General features: G+C 72.4%; 12 protein-coding genes and 1 tRNA gene. 3 read left to right on the forward strand and 10 right to left on the reverse strand.

Annotation, left to right across the window (positions count from 1 at the left end):
- Positions 1 to 11: 11 nt before the first annotated feature.
- From D9598_RS16695 to D9598_RS16705, 3 genes are all read right to left on the reverse strand, one after another.
- The gene (locus D9598_RS16695) at positions 12 to 974 is read right to left on the reverse strand and encodes a GTP-binding protein (protein WP_232477331.1); all 963 of its coding nucleotides are present in this window, start codon (positions 972 to 974) and stop codon (positions 12 to 14) included.
- The gene (locus D9598_RS16700; protein WP_198367671.1) at positions 974 to 2,464 is read right to left on the reverse strand and encodes an amidohydrolase family protein; all 1,491 of its coding nucleotides are present in this window, start codon (positions 2,462 to 2,464) and stop codon (positions 974 to 976) included. Before D9598_RS16700 ends, D9598_RS16695 begins: the two co-directional genes overlap by 1 nt.
- Positions 2,465 to 2,612: 148 nt before the next feature.
- Complete coding sequence (locus tag D9598_RS16705; protein WP_198367672.1) at positions 2,613 to 4,910, reverse strand: FdhF/YdeP family oxidoreductase; 2,298 nt, start codon at positions 4,908 to 4,910, stop codon at positions 2,613 to 2,615.
- A gap of 177 nt (positions 4,911 to 5,087) precedes the next feature.
- On the opposite strand from D9598_RS16705, the gene D9598_RS16710 reads away from it, so the two are divergent.
- Entirely contained in the window at positions 5,088 to 6,068 is a 981-nt protein-coding gene (locus D9598_RS16710; RefSeq protein WP_198367673.1) for a tripartite tricarboxylate transporter substrate binding protein, read from the forward strand.
- 71 nt (positions 6,069 to 6,139) lie between these two features.
- Positions 6,140 to 7,417 carry a hydroxymethylglutaryl-CoA reductase, degradative gene (locus D9598_RS16715; RefSeq protein ID WP_198367674.1) on the forward strand — a complete coding sequence of 426 codons (1,278 nt, stop codon included), beginning with the start codon at positions 6,140 to 6,142 and terminating at the stop codon, positions 7,415 to 7,417.
- Between the two features lie 9 nt (positions 7,418 to 7,426).
- Here D9598_RS16715 and D9598_RS16720 read toward each other — a convergent pair whose 3' ends face one another.
- Both D9598_RS16720 and D9598_RS16725 read right to left on the reverse strand, forming a co-directional pair.
- Positions 7,427 to 8,884, reverse strand: a complete 1,458-nt coding sequence (locus tag D9598_RS16720) for a PLP-dependent aminotransferase family protein (protein WP_232477333.1) — start codon at positions 8,882 to 8,884, stop codon at positions 7,427 to 7,429.
- A 94-nt stretch (positions 8,885 to 8,978) separates the two neighbouring features.
- Positions 8,979 to 9,464: an Lrp/AsnC ligand binding domain-containing protein gene (locus D9598_RS16725; protein WP_198367675.1), complete on the reverse strand. Its 486-nt coding sequence runs from the start codon at positions 9,462 to 9,464 to the stop codon at positions 8,979 to 8,981.
- A 168-nt stretch (positions 9,465 to 9,632) separates the two neighbouring features.
- Between D9598_RS16725 and putA the strand changes: the two genes are divergently transcribed.
- Positions 9,633 to 13,316, forward strand: a complete 3,684-nt coding sequence (gene putA, locus D9598_RS16730; protein ID WP_232477360.1) for a trifunctional transcriptional regulator/proline dehydrogenase/L-glutamate gamma-semialdehyde dehydrogenase — start codon at positions 9,633 to 9,635, stop codon at positions 13,314 to 13,316.
- 179 nt (positions 13,317 to 13,495) lie between these two features.
- Here putA and D9598_RS16735 read toward each other — a convergent pair whose 3' ends face one another.
- The 5 genes from D9598_RS16735 to D9598_RS16755 form a co-directional block, all read right to left on the reverse strand.
- Positions 13,496 to 14,419, reverse strand: a complete 924-nt coding sequence (locus tag D9598_RS16735) for a manganese catalase family protein (protein ID WP_198367677.1) — start codon at positions 14,417 to 14,419, stop codon at positions 13,496 to 13,498.
- A 242-nt stretch (positions 14,420 to 14,661) separates the two neighbouring features.
- Positions 14,662 to 14,736 (reverse strand) — tRNA-Gln (locus D9598_RS16740).
- On the reverse strand, positions 14,727 to 15,635 hold the full coding sequence (locus tag D9598_RS16745) for a 4-(cytidine 5'-diphospho)-2-C-methyl-D-erythritol kinase (protein WP_198367678.1): 909 nt from the start codon (positions 15,633 to 15,635) through the stop codon (positions 14,727 to 14,729). Before D9598_RS16745 ends, D9598_RS16740 begins: the two co-directional genes overlap by 10 nt.
- Before the next feature lie 2 nt (positions 15,636 to 15,637).
- Positions 15,638 to 17,371, reverse strand: coding sequence for a tetratricopeptide repeat protein (locus tag D9598_RS16750; protein WP_232477334.1), 1,734 nt, complete (start codon positions 17,369 to 17,371; stop codon positions 15,638 to 15,640).
- A gap of 173 nt (positions 17,372 to 17,544) precedes the next feature.
- Positions 17,545 to 19,170 (reverse strand): electron transfer flavoprotein-ubiquinone oxidoreductase, encoded by a 1,626-nt coding sequence (locus D9598_RS16755; RefSeq protein ID WP_198367679.1) that lies wholly within the window; start codon positions 19,168 to 19,170, stop codon positions 17,545 to 17,547.
- Positions 19,171 to 19,183: the final 13 nt, after the last annotated feature.

Genomic DNA, 19,183 nt, shown 5'->3' on the forward strand with positions numbered 1-19,183 from the left:
GGACGGCGGCCCTATCCCTCCCGGTCCGCCAGGCAGGTCCGCATGGCCTCGCCGATCCGGGCCTCGGACAGCCGGCCGATCTCCGCGATGAACACGATCCGGCTGCGGGGAGCCTCCCCGGCCGTCCTGCCCGCCAGCGGCGCCAGGGTGGCGCGGCCGCCGGCCAGCTGGAACAGAAGCCGCCGCCCGGGCTGTTCCACCGCCTCGAAGATTCCCTTGGCGCGCGCCAGCCCGGGCGCCAGCCGCCCGATGGCCGCCTGGAAACGGGACAGCGAGAGGGGTGCCTCGGCGGTCCAGCTCAGTGTCTCGAACCGGTCGGCCTGCGGGCGGCGGCGGCCCGGCTCGCGCGGCACCGGCGGGCGGGCCGGGTCGTCCGGCAGCACCAGGGGCAGCGGCACCTGCCCGTCCGGCGCCTCCACCAGCGTCGCCGCCGGGCGAAGCGCGGCCAGGGCGGCGCGGGCACGCTCCAGCGCCGCCGCGTCGCCCAGGTCGGTCCGGCTCAAGGCCACCACATCGGCCATGCGCAGCTGCGCGCGCAGCAGCGGATCCTCGAAGGCCGTGGGCGGCGCGGTGGCATCGACCACGCACAACACCGTCTCCAGCGGCGCTTCCTTCCACACCACCGGGTCCATCAGGTTGCGCACGATGTCGGCGGGGTCGGCGACGCCGCTGGTCTCGATGACGATGGCCTCCGGCCGCGGCGCGCGCCGCAGCAGCGTGGCCAGCGTCCGCAGCAGGTCGCCTTCCAGTGTGCAGCAGATGCAGCCATTGGCCAGGCTCACCACGCCGTCGCTGGCACCGGCGATCAGTTCGGCATCGATGTTGATGGCGCCGAAATCGTTGACGACGGCGGCGATGCGGCGCCCGCCCGCTTCACGCAGGATATGGTTGACCACCGTGGTCTTGCCCGCCCCCAGAAAGCCGGTGACGAGCAGGACAGGAACGGGCAGGACGGGAACGGGCGGGCCGGCCATCAGCGCGCGATGCTGGGCCGGCGCACCGGCCTGCCCGGCCGCGCGGCGACGTCCATCACCCCATCGGCGATCACCGGCACGCCGCCGACGATCAGGTGGCGCACGCCTTCCGACGGCCGGTTCATCGCGCTGAACTCCGCCTTGTCGCTCAGCGTGTCGTAGTCGAACACCACCACATCGGCATCGGCGCCGACGCCCAGCCGCCCCTTGCCCAGCATGGCCGGCGTGCTGGCTTCCAGGATCTGCGCCGGGATCAACGAGCATTTGCGAATGCCCTCCAGCAGCGACACCGCCTGCCGCTCCCGCACCCAGTGGCGGATGAAGCGGGTGAAGCAGCCGGCGGACCGCGGGTGGGACGTCGCTTCCTTCGGCAGCGGCCAGGCATCGCCGGTATAGGTGCTGCCATCCGGCATGGACCACGGCATGGCGTCGGAGGCGATGGCGCCGTCCGGGTACAGCACGGCCATGTCCAGCAACTCGCGGTGCCGCTGGTTGTGCTCGGTGTCCAGCACATGCCACAGCACCAGCTGGGACGGGTCCTCGGCCTGCGCGGAGAGCAGCTCCTCCCGGTCGCGGAAGCGGTGGCCATCGGTCACGCGCTGCACGGAATCGTAGCCGAGGCCGTTGCGCGCCTCGAATTCCGGGTCGCTGAAGAAGGCCGCCGCCAGCACGGTGGAGCCGGTGCCGTAGGGATAGGCCTCGACGGTGATGTTCAGCCCCTTGAGCTGCGCGTTGCGCACCAGCTCGTAGCAGCGGGCGATGTCGGTCTTGCTGGAGCTGTTGAAGTGGCAGATGTGCATATGCGCGCCGGTCGCGGCGGCATAGCCGATCAGGCGGATATAGGCCTCGGCGGCGCTCTGCGGATCGATCCGTGCCATGTAGGCGACATGCGTGAAGGTAGGCACGGTCCGGGCGGCGGCGAGCTTGCAGACCTCGAGCAGCTCCTGCACGCCGGCGCCGGGCGCGTAGGCGTTGAGGATGCCGATGCCGATGCCGCCCTCGTCCAGTCCCTGGGCCAGGCGCTCGATGATCCCGGCCTGCTCGGCCTCCGTCGCGATGTTGTCCATCCAGCGCCGGTCCCGCATGGCGCGGCCGAAGGCCTCGAGCGAGGATTCCTCGTTGGTGCCGACCATGGCGCCGATGCGCGCGAAGGCCCAGTTGGTGGCGGCGCCGTAGTTCAGCACGCGCCCCTCAGTGGCCTGCCGCCGGTACCAGGAGGCGACGGGCAGCACGCCGGCCTCCAGGTCCAACGTCGTCGTCACGCCGTCGAAGGCCTGCATGCGGTCGGCGGGGATGGACTGGCCATGGGCATGGAGGTCGATGAAGCCGGGAGCGACCACCAGGCCGGTGGCATCGATCACCCGCTCCGCCCCGCCGAGGCCGGTGCCGACGGCGAGGATGCGGCCATCGCCGATCGCCACATCCGCGACACCGTCCAGGCCGCTCGCCGGATCGACCACCCGGCCGCCGCTGATCATCAAGGCACCCATTCTCGCCACTCCGCCTGCCATGACCTCGAACCACGCCGGACCCCGTCACGGCCGCATGCCATGTCCACCCGGCGGAGATCCGGAACGGGTCAATAGAGGCGCAAACCGCCCAGGCCGCAACAGCCGGACCATGACAACCGGCCGGATCTCAGTCGCCGGCGGTGCCTCCCTCGCCCATGCGCCGGATGCGGACGGGAATGGCCTTGGCGGCGGGAACGTGGCTCTCCTTCGCGTGGTGCCAGAGCGGCAGCAGCGGATTGCACTCCGGGTAGTAGGCGGCGACGCAGCCCTCCGGCAGATCGAAGGGCACCACCTGGAGGTTGTCCACCTCCCGATGCACCCCATCCCCGGCCACGGTGAGCAGCGAAACCCGGTCCTCCGGGGCCAGGGCCAGGACATCCATGTCCCGCCGGTTCATCATGACGATGTCGCGGCTGCCATGGATGCCGCGGAAGCGGTCGTCATAGCCGTAGATGGTGGTGTTGAACTGGTCGTTGCTGCGCACCGTCATCAGGGCGAAGACGCCGGCTCCCGTCACCGAGATGTCGGGATTGGCATCGAGGCTCGCGGGCGGCAGGAAATTGGCCTTGCCGGTCTCCGTCTCCCAGTTCCGCTCCCGCGCCGGATTGGGGCGATGGAAGCCGCCGGGCCGGCGCATGCGCTCGCTGTAGCGGTCGTACCATTTCGGGAATGTCTCGGCGATGGCCTGGCGGACCAGCCCGTAATCGCCCACCCAGGCATCCCAGTCGAGCTTCGGGTTCGCGGGAAGGGTCGCCTTGGCGATGCCGGCGATGATGGCGGGCTCGGACAGGAGATGCGGGCCCGCCGGCTCGCGGATGCCGCGCGAGGGATGGATATAGGAGGTGCTGTCCTCCACCGAGACCTCCTGCGGCCCGCTGGCCTGGCGGTCGATCTCGATGCGGCTGAGGCAGGGCAGCAGATAGGCCGCCCGCCCGTGGATGACGTGGCTGCGGTTCAGCTTGGTGGTGATCATCACGGTCAGCGGCAGCTTCCGCCAGGCCGGCTCCAGCAGGCGGTGTTCCGGGAGCGAGCGCACCAGGTTGCCGCCGAGCTGGATGACGGCCCCCATCCGGCCCTGGATCACCCGCTCCGCCGCCTCCACCACATCGGTGCCCTTGTGGCGGGGCGGGCTGAAGCCGAACATCTCGCCGAGCTTGTCCAGGGGCGCCAGCTCCGGCTTCTCGGTGATCCAGACGGCCCGCTGGCCCTGCACGTTGGAATGGCCGCGCACCGGGCAGATGCCGGCGCCGGGGCGGCCGATATTGCCGCGCAGCAGCAGGAAGGCGACGAGCATGTGCAGGATCTCGACCCCGGCACGCTGCTGCGTCAGGCCCATGCCGTAGACGCCGAGGACCCGCCCGGCGCCGCGATAGGCCCGCGCGACCTCCTCGATCTGCCCGCGCGCCACGCCCGAATGCCGCTCGATCTCCGCCCAGTCCTGGCGCCGCATCGCCTGGGCGAAGTCCTCGAAGCCATGCGTGTGGCCCTCGATGAAGGCCCGGTCCAGGACCGGCTCCCCGCCCTCGTCCTCCCATTCGAGAAGGATCTTGCACAGGCCCGCCAGCAGGGCGAGGTCGCCGCCCGCGCGGGGCTGGACGAAGAGCGAGGAGATCCGCGTCGACGGCTGGACCGTCATCTGCAGCGGATCCTGCGGATTGGTGAAGGCCGCCAGGCCCTGCTCGCGCAGGGGATTGATGGTGATGACGGGCACGCCGCGCCGCCGGGCCTCATCCAGCTGATGCAGCATGCGCGGACTGTTCGAGGCGGTGTTGTGCCCGAAGATCAGGATCAGGTCGGTCTGGGCGAAGTCCTCCAGCGTCACCGTGCCGACCGGCACGCCGATCGACTTGGGCAGGGCGACGGAAGTGCTCTCGTGGCACATGTTGGAGGAATCGGGCAGGTTGTTCGTGCCGTACATGCGCGCCAGGAGCTGGTACATGTAGGAGGCCTCGTTGCAGGCCCGGCCCGAGGCGTAGAAGACCGCTTCGTCCGGCCGCATCCCCCGCAGCGCCGCGCCGATCTCCTGGAAGGCCGTGGACCAGGCGACCGGCACATAGCGGTCCGTCGCCGCGTCCCATTTCATCGGCTCGGTCAGGCGGCCGGCCATCTCCAGGTCGTGGTCGCTCCAGGCCTCCAGCTCCGTCACGCGATGCCGGGCGAAGAAGTCCGGCTCGACCCTCGCGCTGGTCAGGTCCCAGGCGCTGGCCTTGGCGCCGTTCTCGCAGAACTCGAAGAGGTGCGGCGGGTTCGGCTTGGCCCAGGCACAGGAGACGCACATGAAGCCGCCATCCTTGTTCTGGCGGCGCAACGCCAGGCCGGTGCTGACCGCCCGGCCCTCCTGCCGGAGGATGCGACCCAGCGACTTGACAGACCCCCAGCCCCCCGAAGGCCCGTCATAGGGCCGGTATTCGACGTCCTCGGTCACGCCCAAGATCTCCCGCACGCTGTTCTGGAATCAACCAATCGGTGCCGGGAAGAGTTGCGCCGGCGGCGCCCGCGGGTCCCGACTGTGTCAGCGATTCTGCCGCCAACTGTCCCTTTCCCGGGCACGGTTCCAGGGACAGTCTGTCGCCATAAAGCAACAAGATCCGGGGAACGTCCGATGCACCGTCGCAGCCTGCTCGCCGCCAGCCTGGCGGCACCCGGCCTCCTGGCCGCCCGTCCCCTCCTGGCCCAACCCGAGGCCGCCTGGCCCAGCCGCGCCATCACCCTGGTCGAGGGCTACCCGCCCGGCGGCGTCACCGATCTCGCCTCCCGCGCCGTGGCCGATCCGATGTCGCGCGGGCTCGGCGTCCCCGTGGTGGTGGAGAACCGCCCCGGTGCCGCCACCTCCGTCGCCACCACCTACGGCGCGCGGGCGAAGCCCGATGGCTACACGCTGGTCATGGGCACCACGACGCTCGCCATCAACCAGACGCTGCAGCCCAACCTGACGCCGAAGGACCCCGTGCGCGAGCTGGACCCGATCGGCATGGTGTTCCGCACGCCCTTCATCCTGCATGTCCATCCCGGCGTGCCGGCGCGGACCACGGCGGAGCTGATCGCCCATTGCAAGGCCAATCCGGGCAAGGTGCTGTTCGGCTCGCCGGGCACCGGCTCGGTCAGCCATCTCTGCCTGGAGCTGTTCCGCGCCCGCACCGGCATCGACATCGTCCACGTGCCCTACCGCGGCGGCGCGCCGGCCGCGCTCGACCTGCGGCAGGGCCGCATCCATGCCGTCTTCCAGGCGATCCAGGAGGCCGCCACCACGCTCGGCGACGGCGGCACGCGCGGCCTCTCCGTGACCGCCACCGCGCCGATCCCGAACTACCCCGACCTGCCGCCCGTGGCCGCGACGCTGCCGGGCTTCGAGGTCTTCTTCTGGCAGGGGCTGTTCGCGCCCGCCGGCACGCCGGCCCCGATCCTGGACCGCGCCGGCGCCGCGCTGCGCGCCGCCACGGAGGATGCCGGGCTGCGCGCGCGCCTGGCCGAGCAGGGCGTCTCCCTGGTCAGCAGCGACGGCCGGACGCTGCGCGAGACGTTGATCGCCGACACCCGGAAATGGGGCGAGGTGATCCGCGAGGGCAATATCCGGCTCGAATAGGCGCGGACGCCGCCCCGAGCCGCCCGGCCCGCCCGCCTTTCTCCGCCCAGCCGTTTACACGGATCTCCCGCATGTCCCTGAGCAACCTCACCTCGCGCATTTCCGGCTTTCACCGCATGAGCACGGCGGAGCGGCTGGAGGCTGTCGCGGCCTTCGCCGGCCTCGACGAGGCGAGCCGGGCGCAACTCGCGGCACCCGGCAACATCGACCCGCATCTGGCCGACCACATGATCGAGAACGTGGTCGCCACCCTGGCCATTCCCATCGGCGTCGCGACCAACATGCGCGTCGATGGCCGGGACGTGCTGGTGCCGATGGCGACCGAGGAATCCTCCGTCGTCGCCGCCGTCTGCAACTCCGCCCGGCAGTGCCACGACGCTGGCGGCTTCACCACCTCCGTCTCCGGCACGCTGATGATCGCGCAGATCCAGCTCGTGGGCGTCAGCGACCCAGAGAATGCGCGCCTCACCATCCTGGAGCAGCGCGCCGCCATCGCCGAGCTGTGCGATGGCTGCGACCCGATGCTGGTCTCGCTCGGCGGCGGCTTCCGCGACCTCGAGGTGCGGATCGTGAAATCCCTCGGCGGCCCCATGGTCGTCACGCATCTGATCGTCGATACGCGCGATGCGATGGGGGCCAACACCGTCAACACCATGGCCGAGGCGCTGGCGCCCCGGATCGAGGCCTGGACCGGCGGCAAGGTCTTCCTGCGCATCCTCTCCAACCTCGCCGACCGCCGCCTGGCCCGCGCCCGTGCCCTCTGGCCGGTGGAGGCCATCGGCGGGCCCGAGGTGCGGGACGGCATGATCTCCGCCTACCACTTCGCCGAGGCCGATCCCTACCGCGCCGCCACGCACAACAAGGGCATCATGAACGGGGTCTCGGCCGTGGTGCTGGCCACCGGCAACGACACCCGCGCGGTGGAGGCCGGCGCCCATGCCTATGCCGCGCGGAGCGGCCGCTACACCAGCCTGACCCACTGGGAGGTGACGGCGGAAGGGCATCTCGCCGGCTCCATCGAGCTGCCGATGCCGGTCGGGCTGGTCGGCGGCGCGACCCGGATCCATCCCACCGCCCGCGCCTGCCTGAAGATCCTCGGCGTCGATACGGCGGCGGGGCTCGCCCGCATCATCGCCGCCGTCGGCCTGGCGCAGAACTTCGGCGCGATGAAGGCCCTGGCCACCACCGGCATCCAGAAAGGCCACATGGCGCTGCACGCCAACAACGTGGCCATCGCCGCCGGCGCGGTGGGCGCGGAGGTGGCGCGGCTGGCCGCCATCCTGGTCGAGAGGCGCCAGGTCCGGCAGGATGTGGCGGCGGCCGAGCTGGCGCGGATGCGCGCCGGCTGAGGCCAGCCGCTACGCCCCCGCCGCCAGCGCCCGCGCCATGAAGTCGAGGAAGCGCGGATCGCCGGCATGGGCGACATTGATGCGCAGCGCCGCGGGGCCCGCGCCGCGCTCGGGGCTGAACACGGCGCCGGGCGCCAGGAAGATGCCCTGCGCCGCGGCCCGGCGGCAGAGCGCCTCCTCGTCCAGGCCCGGAGGCAGGCGCGCCCAGAGATAGAAGCCGCCTCCCGGCGGGCGCGCCAGCGGCAGGCCGATGGCCGCGAGATCCCGCAGGGCCTGCGCCGTCGCCGCCTCCACGCGGCGCGCCAGGCGGCGCAGGTGGCGCCGGTAGTGCCCGGCCTCCATCAGCCGGCAGACCAGCCGCTCGGCATATTGCGAGGTGGAGACCACCGTCAGCAGCTTGAGGTCGTTCAGCGCCGCCACCAGCGGCGCCGGCCCCGCCAGATAGCCGACGCGGAGCGAGGCCGAGAGGGTCTTGGAGAAGGTGCCGACGTAGAGGACCTGCCGCAGCCCGTCCAGCGCCGCCAGGCGCGGGCCGGCCGCCGGCAGCAGATCGGCGAAGGGATCGTCCTCCACCAGCAGGCAGCCGTGCCGCTCGGCCAGCCGCAGCACCGCCGCCGCCACCGCCGGGGTCAGCGTGCCGCCGGTCGGGTTGTGCGCCAGGGACTGCGTGAAGAAGGCCCGTGCCGGCCGCCGCGCCAGCTGCGCCGCGAGATGCTCGACATCCGGCCCCGCGGCCGTGCGGCGGACGCCGAGGATCTCGGCCTTGGCCAGGCGCAGCTTGGCGAAGAGCGGGTAGTAGCCCGGATCGTCGACCAGCACCCGGTCCCCGGGCGCGATCAGGTGGCGGATGACGAGATCGAGCGCATGGTTCGCGCCCTGCGTCAGCAGCACCTGCTCCGGCCCGCAGGGCAGCGAACGCTCGGCGAGCGAGAGGGCGATCCGCTCCCGCAGCGGCGCATAGCCCCAGGAGCTGCCATAGCCATGCGCCTCGCCCCGGTACAGCGCCCGGCTGGCCTGGGTGAGGTGACGGGCCAGTTCCGAGCCCTCCATCCAGGAGGGCGGCGGGCGCCCCTCCCCGGGGCGGACCAGATAATGCTCCTCCGTCTGCTCGCGCAGCAGGGAGACGAGGTTCAGCGCCTCCGCCACCTCCCGGCGCGCCGCCGGGACCAGGCCGGCCGGGCGCGACGGGCGGCCGCTGACGAAATAGCCGGCGCCCCGCCGCGCCTCCAGATGGCCCGAGGCCACCAGCCGCTCATAGGCCTCCGCCATGGTGTTCTTCGACACGCCCTGCTCCCGCGCGCCCTGGCGGATGGAGGCCAGGCGCGATCCCGGCCGCAGCTGCCGCCCCTCCATCGCCGCCACCAGCCGCGCGGCGATGCGCCCGGCCTTGGAGAGGGCCTTCCGCCCGCCCTGGCGGAACTCCGCCATCGGCCGAATGTCAGGCTGCCCGTCCGGCCCCTCGCGCATGCATCCCTCCCGCCGCCTCCGCTTCCGGGCGGAGGCAGGCCACACGGATGGTGACGCCTTCGGGGCCCGCCCGGAAGGGCGAAGGGCCGCCGCCTCAGCCCGCCTCTCCCGCCGGCTCCACGCTCCGCAGCAGCGACAGCGGGGCGTCCTCCTTGACCTCCTCCATCACCGCGTAGGTGCGGGTCTCCTTTACGCCCGGCAGGCTGAGGAGCACCTCGCCCAGGAAGCGGCGATAGGCGTTCATGTCCTTCAGCCGGACCTTCACCAGATAGTCGAAGCCGCCGGCCACCATGTGGCATTCCAGGACCTGCGGCGCGCGGTTCACCGCGCGGGCGAAGCGGCTGAAGGCATCCGGCGTGGTCTTGTCGAGCGACACCTCGACAAAGGCGAGCAGCCCGAAGCCGAGCTTGCGCGGATCGAGGCGGGCCGCGAAGCCGGTGACATAGCCCTCCTTCACCAGGCGGCGGAACCGCTCGCTGGTCGCCGTCGGCGAGAGGCCGATCTGCTCGGCCAGCTCCAGGTTGGTGATCCGGCCATCGCGCTGGATGATGTCCAGAATCCTGAGGTCAATCCGGTCCATGGCCGTATCTTTCGCGGCGATCTCGGCTGAGAGGGAGAATCATGCGGCAGAACCGGCCCGATGTCCCGTACTGATCCGCCCGCGCCTGCTCTAGCATCCCGCCGTCCCGCCGCCCTCCGGCGGGCAGCCCCGGAGCCCGCCATGCCCCCGTCCGAGATCCCCGACGCGATGCCGCCCGCCGAACCGCCCTTCGCCGGGCTGGCGCGCGAGGCCGTGCCGCGCGATGCCCTGCGGCGGGCCGTCACGGCCGCCTGCCGCCGCCCGGAGAGCGCCTGCCTGCCGCCGCTGATCGAGGCCGCCCGCCTCGCGCCGGCCGAGCGGGAGGCGACGCGCGCCCTGGCGCGGCGGCTGATCCTCGGCCTGCGCGCCCAGGCGCGCCGCGGCGGCGTGGAGGCGCTGGTGCAGGAATTCTCCCTCTCCAGCCAGGAAGGCGTGGCGCTCATGTGCCTGGCCGAGGCGCTGCTGCGCATCCCCGATGCCGGCACGCGCGACGCGCTGATCCGCGACAAGATCGGCGGCGGCGGCGGCCAGGCCTTGGACTGGCGGCGGCATCTCGGCCACTCACCCTCGCTCTTCGTCAACGCCGCGACCTGGGGGCTGGTGGTGACCGGGAAGCTGGCCGCGACCAGCAGCGAGGCCGGGCTCGGCGCCGCGCTGACGCGGCTGATCGCCCGCGCCGGCGAGCCCGTGATCCGCCGCGGCGTCGATCTCGCCATGCGGATGATGGGCGAGCAGTTCGTCACCGGGCAGACCATCGAGGACGCGCTCGCGCGCAGCCGCGCCATGGAGGCGAAGGGCTTCCGCTACTCCTACGACATGCTGGGCGAGGCGGCGATGACGGCGGCCGATGCCGCGCGCTACCGCGCCGAGTACGAGCGGGCGATCGAGGCCATCGGCCGCGCCTCGGCCGGGCGCGGCCTCCTCGACGGGCCCGGCATCTCGATCAAGCTCTCGGCGCTGCATCCGCGCTACAGCCGGGCGCAGCGCGGGCGGGTGATGGCGGAGCTTCTGCCCGTCCTGCTCGATCTGGCGCGGCGCGCGCGGCGCCACGACATCGGCCTCAACATCGACGCGGAGGAGGCCGACCGCCTGGAGATCTCGCTCGACCTGCTGGAGGCGCTCTGCGGCGACGCGGCGCTGCGTGGCTGGGACGGCGTCGGCTTCGTCATCCAGGCCTACCAGAAGCGCGCGCCCTTCGTCGTCGATGCCGTCATCGACATGGCGCGGCGCACGGGGCGGCGGATGATGGTGCGGCTGGTCAAGGGCGCCTACTGGGACAGCGAGATCAAGCGCGCGCAGCAGGAGGGGCTCGCCGACTTCCCCGTCTACACCCGCAAGATCCACACCGATGTCGCCTATCTCGCCTGTGCCCGCCGGTTGCTCGCCGCGCCCGACGCGGTCTTTCCGCAATTCGCCACGCACAACGCCATGACGCTGGCCGCCCTGCACAGCATGGCCGGGCCGGAGCGCTACCGGCCCGGCCAGTACGAGTTCCAGTGCCTGCACGGCATGGGCGAGCCGCTCTACGAGCAGGTGGTGGGGCCCTCGAGGCTCGATCGTCCCTGCCGCATCTACGCGCCCGTCGGCACCCATGAGACGCTGCTGGCCTATCTGGTGCGCCGCCTGCTCGAGAACGGCGCCAATTCCTCCTTCGTCCACCGCATCAACGACCTCGGCATCCCGGTCGAGGCCCTGCTGGAGGACCCCGCCGAGGCCGCCGCCGCGCTCGACCCGCCCGGCCGGCCGCATCCGCGCATCGCGGCGCCGCGCGACCTGCTGGCGCCGCGCCGCAACTCCGCCGGCCTCGACCTCGCCGACGAGGACCAGATCGCGCGGCTGGCGGAGCTGCTGGGCGAGGGCGCGGCGGTGCCGCTGCACAGCGCGCCAGAGCCTGGCCAGGACGGGGCGGAAGGCCCTTCGCGGGAGGTCCGCAATCCCGCCGATGCCGCCGATCTCGTCGGCCATGTCGTGGAGGTGGGCGAGGCGGCGGTGGAGGCCGCCCTCGCCCGGGCCGCCGCCGCCGCCCCCGCCTGGGCCGCCACCGCCCCCACCGAGCGCGCCGCCCTGCTGGACCGCGCCGCTGACCTGATGGAGCAGCGCCGCGAGGCCCTGCTCGGCCCCATCGTGCGCGAGGCGGGCAAGTCCCTGCCCAACGCCGTCGCCGAGGTGCGGGAGGCGGTGGATTTCCTGCGCTACTATGCCGCGGAGGCGCGCGGCCTCGAGGCCGCCACGCACTCTCCCCTCGGGCCGGTGGTCTGCATCTCGCCCTGGAACTTTCCGCTCGCCATCTTCACCGGGCAGGTCGCGGCGGCGCTGGCCGCCGGCAACCCGGTGCTGGCCAAGCCGGCCGAGGAGGTGCCGCTGATCGCCGGCCTGGCCTGCGGCCTGCTGCGCGAGGCCGGCATCCCGCCCGCCGCGCTGCAATTCCTGCCGGGCGATGGCGAGGTCGGCGCGCGGCTGGTCGCCGATCCGCGCGTGCAGGGGGTGATGTTCACCGGCTCGACCGAGGTGGCGCGGCTGATCAACCGCCAACTCGCCACGCGGCTCGGCCGCCACGGTAGGCCGGTGCCGCTGATCGCCGAGACGGGCGGCCAGAACGCCATGGTGGTGGACAGTTCCGCCCTGCCGGAACAGGTGGTGGCCGATGTCCTGGCCTCGGCCTTCGACAGCGCCGGCCAGCGCTGCTCGGCGCTGCGCCTCCTCTGCCTGCAGGAGGATGTGGCGGACCGTGTGCTGACCATGCTGAAGGGCGCCATGGCGGAACTGCGCATCGGCCGCCCGGATCGCCTGGCCACCGATATCGGCCCGGTCATCAGCGGGGAGGCGCGGCAGGGCATCGAGCGCCATCTGGCCGCCATGCGCGCCGCCGGCCGCGCCGTTCATGCCCTGCCCCTGCCCGGGGAGGCCGCGCGCGGCCACTTCGTCTCGCCAGCCCTGGTGGAGATCGAGCGGCCGGCCATGCTGGAGCGCGAGGTCTTCGGCCCGGTGCTGCACGTGCTGCGCTTCCGGCGCGACGGCCTGGAGGCCCTGCTGCGCGACCTCGCCGCCACCGGCTACGCGCTGACCTTCGGCGTGCATTCGCGCATCGACGAGACCATCGCGCGGCTGACCGACCGCGCCCCGGCCGGGAACATCTACGTCAACCGCAACATCATCGGCGCCGTGGTCGGCGTGCAGCCCTTCGGTGGCCACGGGCTTTCCGGCACCGGCCCCAAGGCGGGCGGGCCGCTCTACCTGCGCCGGCTGCTGGCCGCCGCGCCGGAGCCCCCCTTGCCGCCCGGCCCCGCCCCCGCTCCCGCCGCCCTGGCCTGGCACGGCCACCTCTCCGCCCGGGGCCAGCACGAGGCGGCGGCCCGCTGCGCGGCGATGGCCCGGGCCTCCCGCCTCGGCCTGCGGCTGGCGCTGCCGGGGCCGGTGGGCGAGACCAACACCTACATGTTGGACCCGCGCGGCGCCGTCCTCTGCCGCCCCGCCACGCCGCTCGGCCTGATGCTGCAGGTCGGTGCCGCCCTGGCCTCCGGCAACCGCGCCCGCGTGGCGGCGCCCGACGGCCTGCGCGACTGGCTCGCCGGCCTCCTGCCCGCCGATCTGGCGGAGCATGTCACGCTGGTGGAGGCGGAGGCCCTGGCGGGCTGCGCCGTCGCGCTCTTCGAGGGAGAGGCGGCGGAGTTGCAGGCCTTCTGCGCCCGCGCGGCCGCGCTGGACGGACCGCTGCGCCCTGTCCTCGCGGCCACGCCTGCGGAACTGGCCGGAGGCGGGGACTATCCGCTGGATCTCCTGCTGCGGGAACGCTCGGTCAGCACCAACACGGCGGCGGCGGGCGGCAATGCCAGCCTGATGAACATCGGCTGACGGCGCGTTTTCCGGTTCTCGAAGAAACGCACCCTCGCGAAGCCGAAGGCGATCACCGCGGCGGGCAGGACAGGTTCGCTCGTCCCTGCCCCCTCCGCGCGGTCATCGCCCACCGCCCGCCCGGGATGCTCCTGACCCTGCCGTCGGATACGAGGATATCCAGAAGGTTTCTGGCTTCCCTATCGAGATGCCTTGTAGAGTTTGGTGGCAATCTCGAACATTTCCTCGGGCGAATAGTCCGGGCTGAAGGCCGAGGGTATGCCGGTCAGCTGGTGAATCTTCCCACCTTCCGGCAGGCCGTCGACCACCGTCAGTTCTCCTGGCGGATCATCGGGAAGCGCCTGCTCTCCATTGCCCCAGATGCCGGCCATCTCCTTGTAGTCGGCGGGGCTGAATGTGTAGAGCCGGCGGTGGGATCCCTCTTGCAGGTACTTCTGACATTCCGGAATCTTGTCGAGGGGAATGTTCGGCGTGGGCAGGAACTTCTCCAACTCCACCCCCGTGATCTGCTTCAGAGCCAGGGCATAGGCATGCGCATGCACGGAGCCCCGGACGAGCAGGTACCCACAGACCTCGCGCCCTGTCGGATCCGACAGGGTCTCATAGACCCGCAGCTTGTGCAGGCGGGCGCCGCATTCGAGATGGAAGTTGTGCAGCAGGTCAACGACCACATTGCCGGTCGTCGTCACCATATCCGCATTCCAGGACATGGAGTTGCTGTTGACCGGCAACGCACCGCCGCCGTTGGAAGCGAACGACGCAAAGGAGCGGATGTCCTTCATGGCCTCGAAGGGCGCGCCGGAGATGTCACCGCCATCGGCCAGATCACCGCTGTTGTCGGGCCCGTTGGCGAGCATGGCGACACCGTTGCTCACCAGCTCCACATGCCCGAGCTCTTCCGCCGTGATGCTGGCCACCAGGCTATAGAATGGCCTGAGCTTGTCCTTGCTGCGGAAATTGAAACTCTGGAACATGTAGTTGCCCAGGGTGGACATCTCGCCGTACTTGCCGCCCAACAGCTCCTGTAAAGCTGCCGCTGCGTTTGGATCCGCTCTCTTGGGCGATGGAAGCTCAGCCTGGAGTTTGTCTATTCTCATGAACATCGCGGTGTTCCTTCGGGGAGTTTCCCGTTGGAAGAACCGTTCAGGGCTGCATGAGTTTGGCTCTCAAGAATTATCTCCTGCGCTTCCGGGGCGAACATCCCCCCTCCAGACGCCACCGAGGTCGCGCGCCTGGCCCGTCGCCAGCGCGAAGGCGATGGCCCGTCCGCCTCCATCGCGGCTGCCGCTGCTCCAGGCCGCATCGCTTCTGCCACACGGCTCTGATCTCATGCGGGGAAACAGGGTGGTTGGGGCGCCAGGATTCGAACCTGGGAATGGCGGTACCAAAAACCGCTGCCTTACCGCTTGGCTACGCCCCAGCGCCGCCGCGTGGGGCTGAATAAAGGCCGGACGGGCCATTCGTAAAGCCCCCACCCCAGCGCCACCAGGCCTCCGGCAGGCCGGCCGCGGCGGCGCGCGCGGCGGCGGCATCGGGCAGCAGCGCGAAGCAGGTGGCGCCCGAGCCGCTCATCCGCGCCAGCAGGCAGTCCGGCAGCGCGCGCAGGGCGGCCAGCGTCTCGCTCACCGCCGGGCAGAGGCGGATGGCGGCGGCCTGCAGGTCGTTGCGGCAGGAGGCCAGCCCCTGCGCCATGGCGCCGGCATCGGCCCAGCCCGCGGGCAGGGTCGCGGCGGCGCCGAAGGCCTCGGCGGCGCGGGCGCGGAACACGGCGGGCGTCGACAGCGGCTGGCGGGGGTTGACCAGCACCAGCCCGGCCGGCGGCAGGCGGGGCGCCGCCTCCAGCCGCTCGCCCACGCCGCCCATGCGCGCCGGGCGCCCGTCCAGGCAGACCGGCACGTCGGCGCCGAGCTTCGCCGCCAGGGGCGCGAGCCGGGCCAGCGGCCAGTTCAGCCCCCAGGCGCGGTTGAGCAGGCGCAGGGCGGCGGCCGCGTCGGCCGAGCCGCCGCCGATCCCGGAGGCGACCGGCAGGCGCTTCTCCAGGCGGAGCGCGCCACGGGGCGGCAGGCCGGCCTTCTCGGCGAGCAGGCGCGCGGCGCGCAGCACCAGGTTGTCCGGCTCGGCCGCCAGCGACGCCGCCTCGGGGCCGGCCAGTTCCAGGCTCAGCGCCTCGGCCGGGGCGACATCCAGCCGGTCCGCGGCGCCGGCGAAGACCACCAGGCTGTCCAGCAGATGGTAGCCATCGGGCCGCCGCCCCAGGACGTGCAGGTGCAGGTTGATCTTCGCCGGCGCCATCTCGGTGCCCGCCAGCACGGCCGGCATGCTCAGCGCGCGACCGGGGCGGCCGCGTCGGGCAGGCCGTCGCGCAGCTTGGCGGCGATGCGCGGCCCCTCCCCGTCCTCCGGCCCCAGGGTGAGGGCGCGGTGCCACTGATACTGCGCCTCGATATGGCGCCCGCTGGCCCAGTAGACATCGCCCAGGTGGTCGTTGATGACGCTGTTGCGCGATTCCAGCTCGACCGCCTTCTCCATCCACTGCGTGGCGGCCGGCAGGTCGCCCAGCTTGAAGAGCGCCCAGCCCAGGCTGTCGGCGATGTTGCCGTCCTGCGGGCGCAGCGCGGCGGCGCGCTCCAGCATGGCGCGCGCCTCGGCGAGGTTCTCGCCCTTCTCGACCCAGGTGTAGCCGAGATAGTTCAGGACGTAGGGCTGTTCCGGGGCGAGGCGCAGCGCCTGCTGCAGGTCGCTCTCGGCGCCCTTCCAGTCGCCCGAGCGCTCCAGCGCGATGCCGCGGGCGTAGAACAGCACCCAGTGCGACGGGGCCGGCCGCATGCCGACGCGGGCGAGCGCGGTGGAATAGGCCTCCGCCGCCTCGGCATAGCGCTCCCGGCCCCGCAGCAGGTCGCCCAGCCGGGCCGGCACCAGCACGGACTCCGGATGCGCCGAGGCCAGGGCCCGCAACGCCGCCACCGCCGCCTCCGGCTGCTCCGCCCGGTCCAGCAGGGTGGCCCGGCGCAGCGCCACCACCGGCGCCAGCGGATCGTCCTCGGCCGCGCCGCGCAGCAGGGCCAGGGCGCTCTCCGGGCGCTTCTGCTCCGCCAGCGCATCGGCCGCCACCAGCAAGGCGGGGGTGAAGTCGGGCCGCAGCCGCAGCGCCATGCGGGAGAGCAGCAGGGTCAGCTCCGGCGCGCCCTGGCCCCGCATGGCGCCGGCCAGCGCCAGCTCGGCCTCCGCCATGCCCTCCACCGCCGAGGCCACGGCACGGCCGCGCAGCAGCGCCCGCCGCGCTGCCTCCGTGCCGAGCAGGGACAGGTCGTCCGCGCCCTCGGCCAGGGCCTGCAGCATCCGCCCCGCCTCCTCCTTCCGGCCGGCGCGGTCGAGGATCCCGGCGATGATCTGCACCATGCGCAGATTGACCTCGGGGCTGCCGGCCAGGGCAAGGCGCACCAGCCGCTCGGCCTCGGCGCCACGGTTGGCGAGGTCGGCGATCATCGCCGCGTGCAGGGCGGCGAGGCCGCGCAGCCGGCCGGATTCGATCTGCGGCCGCAGCGTGGCCAAAGCCGCGTCCGTCTGGCCACGCCCCGCCTGCGCCCAGGCCAGCAGCAGCGGCTGCAGCACCTGCGCCGCGCCGTTCGGCGGCAGCTGGCGCAGCCGGGCCTCGGCGCGCTCCCAGCGCCCCGCCATGGCATCGGCCCCGGCGAGCACGATCCCGGCCAGCTCGTTCTGCGGCAGGCGGCGGGCGAGGCGCACCGCCTCGGCGCGGCCATCCATCACCGTGGCCAGGAAGGCGCGGCTGACCACCTCCGGCTCGTCCGGCGCCAGGCGATAGGCCTCGAGGAACTGGAGGGCGGCATTCGCCGTATCGGATTCGGCGGCGGCGAGGCGGCCCGCGAGATAGGCGCCCGCGGCGGTGACGCGCGGCCCCGCGGCCGGACCGCGCGCCTGCGTCGCGGCCGCCTGGGGCGCCGCCGCGGGGGCCGGGCCGGCGCCGGCGGCCAGCAGGGCGGCGGCCAGGAGAAGGATGCGGGCGGCGGGGCGCGGCACGGGGGCGGACATGACCATGCGGCGGAGCCTAGAGCAGCGCCCGACCGGAGGGAACCGCCGAGCGATTCCCGCCGGTCGGACACAAGCCCTTCTGGAAGCTTTGTTTTCCGGCACCTTTCGGCCGGGCCTGAAAAGAAGGCCGGCCGGGGCTTACACGCCGTCAGCTTTTGTCACGAAGTCCCGCCGGCGCCTCACATGCCGCCGATGTAGTTCGGCCCGCCGCCGCCTTCCGGCGTGCACCAGTCGATGTTCTGGTCCGGGTCCTTGATGTCGCAGGTCTTGCAGTGGACGCAGTTCTGCGCGTTGATCACCAGCCGCGGCTCGCCCTCCTCGGCGCCCACCGCCTCGTAGACGGCGGCCGGGCAATAGCGTGCCTCCGGCGCGCGATAGACATCCCAGTTCACCGGCCGCCACTTCGCCGGGTCCTTGAGCTTCAGGTGCGCCGGCTGGTCCTCCTCATGGTTGGTGTTGGAGAGGAAGACGGAGGAGAGCCGGTCGAAGGTCAGCTTGCCGTCCGGCCGGGGGTAGGCGATCTTCCGGCTCTGCTCCGCCGGCCGGGTCGTCTTGTTGTCGGCGTGATGCGCCAGGGTCCAGGGCGACCTGCCGCGGGTGAGGTAGGTCTCCAGCGCGGCGTTGACCATGCCGCCCCACAGGCCCCATTTGGCGAAGCCGGGGCGGATGTTCCGCACCGCCTGCAGCTCCTCCCACACCCAGCTCTTCTCCAGCGCCTCGGGATAGGCCGTCAGCACCGGCTCCGACACCTCCTCCGCGATGGCGGCAGCCACCGCCTCGGCGGCCAGCATGCCGGACTTCATGGCCGTGTGGGTGCCCTTGATCTTCGGCACGTTGAGGAAGCCCGCCGTGTCGCCGATCAGCGCGCCGCCCGGGAAGACCAGCTTCGGGATCGACTGGAAGCCGCCCTCGTTCAGCGCGCGGGCGCCATAGGCGATGCGCTTGCCGCCCTCCAGCATCTTCCGCACCTCGGGGTGGGTCTTGAAGCGCTGCATCTCGTCGAAGGGGGAGAGCCAGGTGTTCGGGTAGTCCAGCCCGACGACGAAGCCGATCGAGACCAGGTTCTCGCCGAACATGTAGAGCCAGGCGCCGCCATAGGTGTCGCTGGCGAGCGGCCAGCCGACGGAGTGCCAGATCTTGCCCGGCGTGTGGCCGGCCGAGGGGATCTCCCAGAGTTCCTTGATGCCGAGGCCATAGGTCTGCGGCTGCACGCCGTCGCGCAGGCCGTACTGCGCCATCAGCTTCTTGGTCAGCGAGCCGCGGCAGCCCTCGGCGAAGAGGGTGTAGCGGGCGCGCAGCTCCATCCCCGGCTGGTAGTTCGGCCCCTCCTCGCCCTCGCGCGTGATGCCCATGACGCCGGCGACCACGCCGCGGACGATGCCGTCCTCGACGATGGTCTCGGAGGCGGCGAAGCCGGGATAGATCTCGACGCCCATCGCCTCGGCCCTGGCGCCGAGCCAGCGGCAGACATTGCCGAGGCTGACGATGTAGTTGCCGTGGTTGTGCATCTGCGGCGGCGTCGGCAGCCTGTAGGCCTTCGTCTCCGTCAGGAACATGAAGCTGTCGTCGGCGGCCGGGGTGGCCAGCTCCGGCGGGTCGTCGCGCCAGTCGGGGAGCAGCTCGTCCAGGGCCCGCGGCTCGATCACCGCGCCGGAGAGGATGTGGGCACCGATCTCGCTGCCCTTCTCCACCAGGCAGACCGAGGCCTCGGGGGAGAGCTGCTTGAGGCGGATCGCCGCCGCCAGGCCGGCCGGCCCGCCGCCGACGATCAGCACGTCGAATTCCATGCTCTCGCGTTCGCTCACGTCCTACTCTCCC

Origin of the sequence: Roseomonas sp. KE0001, assembly GCF_016107285.1 — a bacterium.
Classification (GTDB): domain Bacteria; phylum Pseudomonadota; class Alphaproteobacteria; order Acetobacterales; family Acetobacteraceae; genus Pseudoroseomonas.

Excerpts from the sequence above, each read along its gene's own strand:
- D9598_RS16735 (WP_198367677.1), bottom strand. The coding sequence starts at position 14,419 with ATGTTCATGAGAATAGACAAACTCCAGGCTGAGCTTCCATCGCCCAAG.
- D9598_RS16695 (WP_232477331.1), bottom strand. The coding sequence starts at position 974 with ATGGCCGGCCCGCCCGTTCCCGTCCTGCCCGTTCCTGTCCTGCTCGTC.
- D9598_RS16700 (WP_198367671.1), bottom strand. The coding sequence starts at position 2,464 with ATGGGTGCCTTGATGATCAGCGGCGGCCGGGTGGTCGATCCGGCGAGC.
- D9598_RS16715 (WP_198367674.1), top strand. The coding sequence starts at position 6,140 with ATGTCCCTGAGCAACCTCACCTCGCGCATTTCCGGCTTTCACCGCATG.
- D9598_RS16745 (WP_198367678.1), bottom strand. The coding sequence starts at position 15,635 with ATGCCGGCCGTGCTGGCGGGCACCGAGATGGCGCCGGCGAAGATCAAC.
- putA (WP_232477360.1), top strand. The coding sequence starts at position 9,633 with ATGCCGCCCGCCGAACCGCCCTTCGCCGGGCTGGCGCGCGAGGCCGTG.
- D9598_RS16710 (WP_198367673.1), top strand. The coding sequence starts at position 5,088 with ATGCACCGTCGCAGCCTGCTCGCCGCCAGCCTGGCGGCACCCGGCCTC.
- D9598_RS16725 (WP_198367675.1), bottom strand. The coding sequence starts at position 9,464 with ATGGACCGGATTGACCTCAGGATTCTGGACATCATCCAGCGCGATGGC.
- D9598_RS16750 (WP_232477334.1), bottom strand. The coding sequence starts at position 17,371 with ATGGTCATGTCCGCCCCCGTGCCGCGCCCCGCCGCCCGCATCCTTCTC.
- D9598_RS16720 (WP_232477333.1), bottom strand. The coding sequence starts at position 8,884 with ATGCGCGAGGGGCCGGACGGGCAGCCTGACATTCGGCCGATGGCGGAG.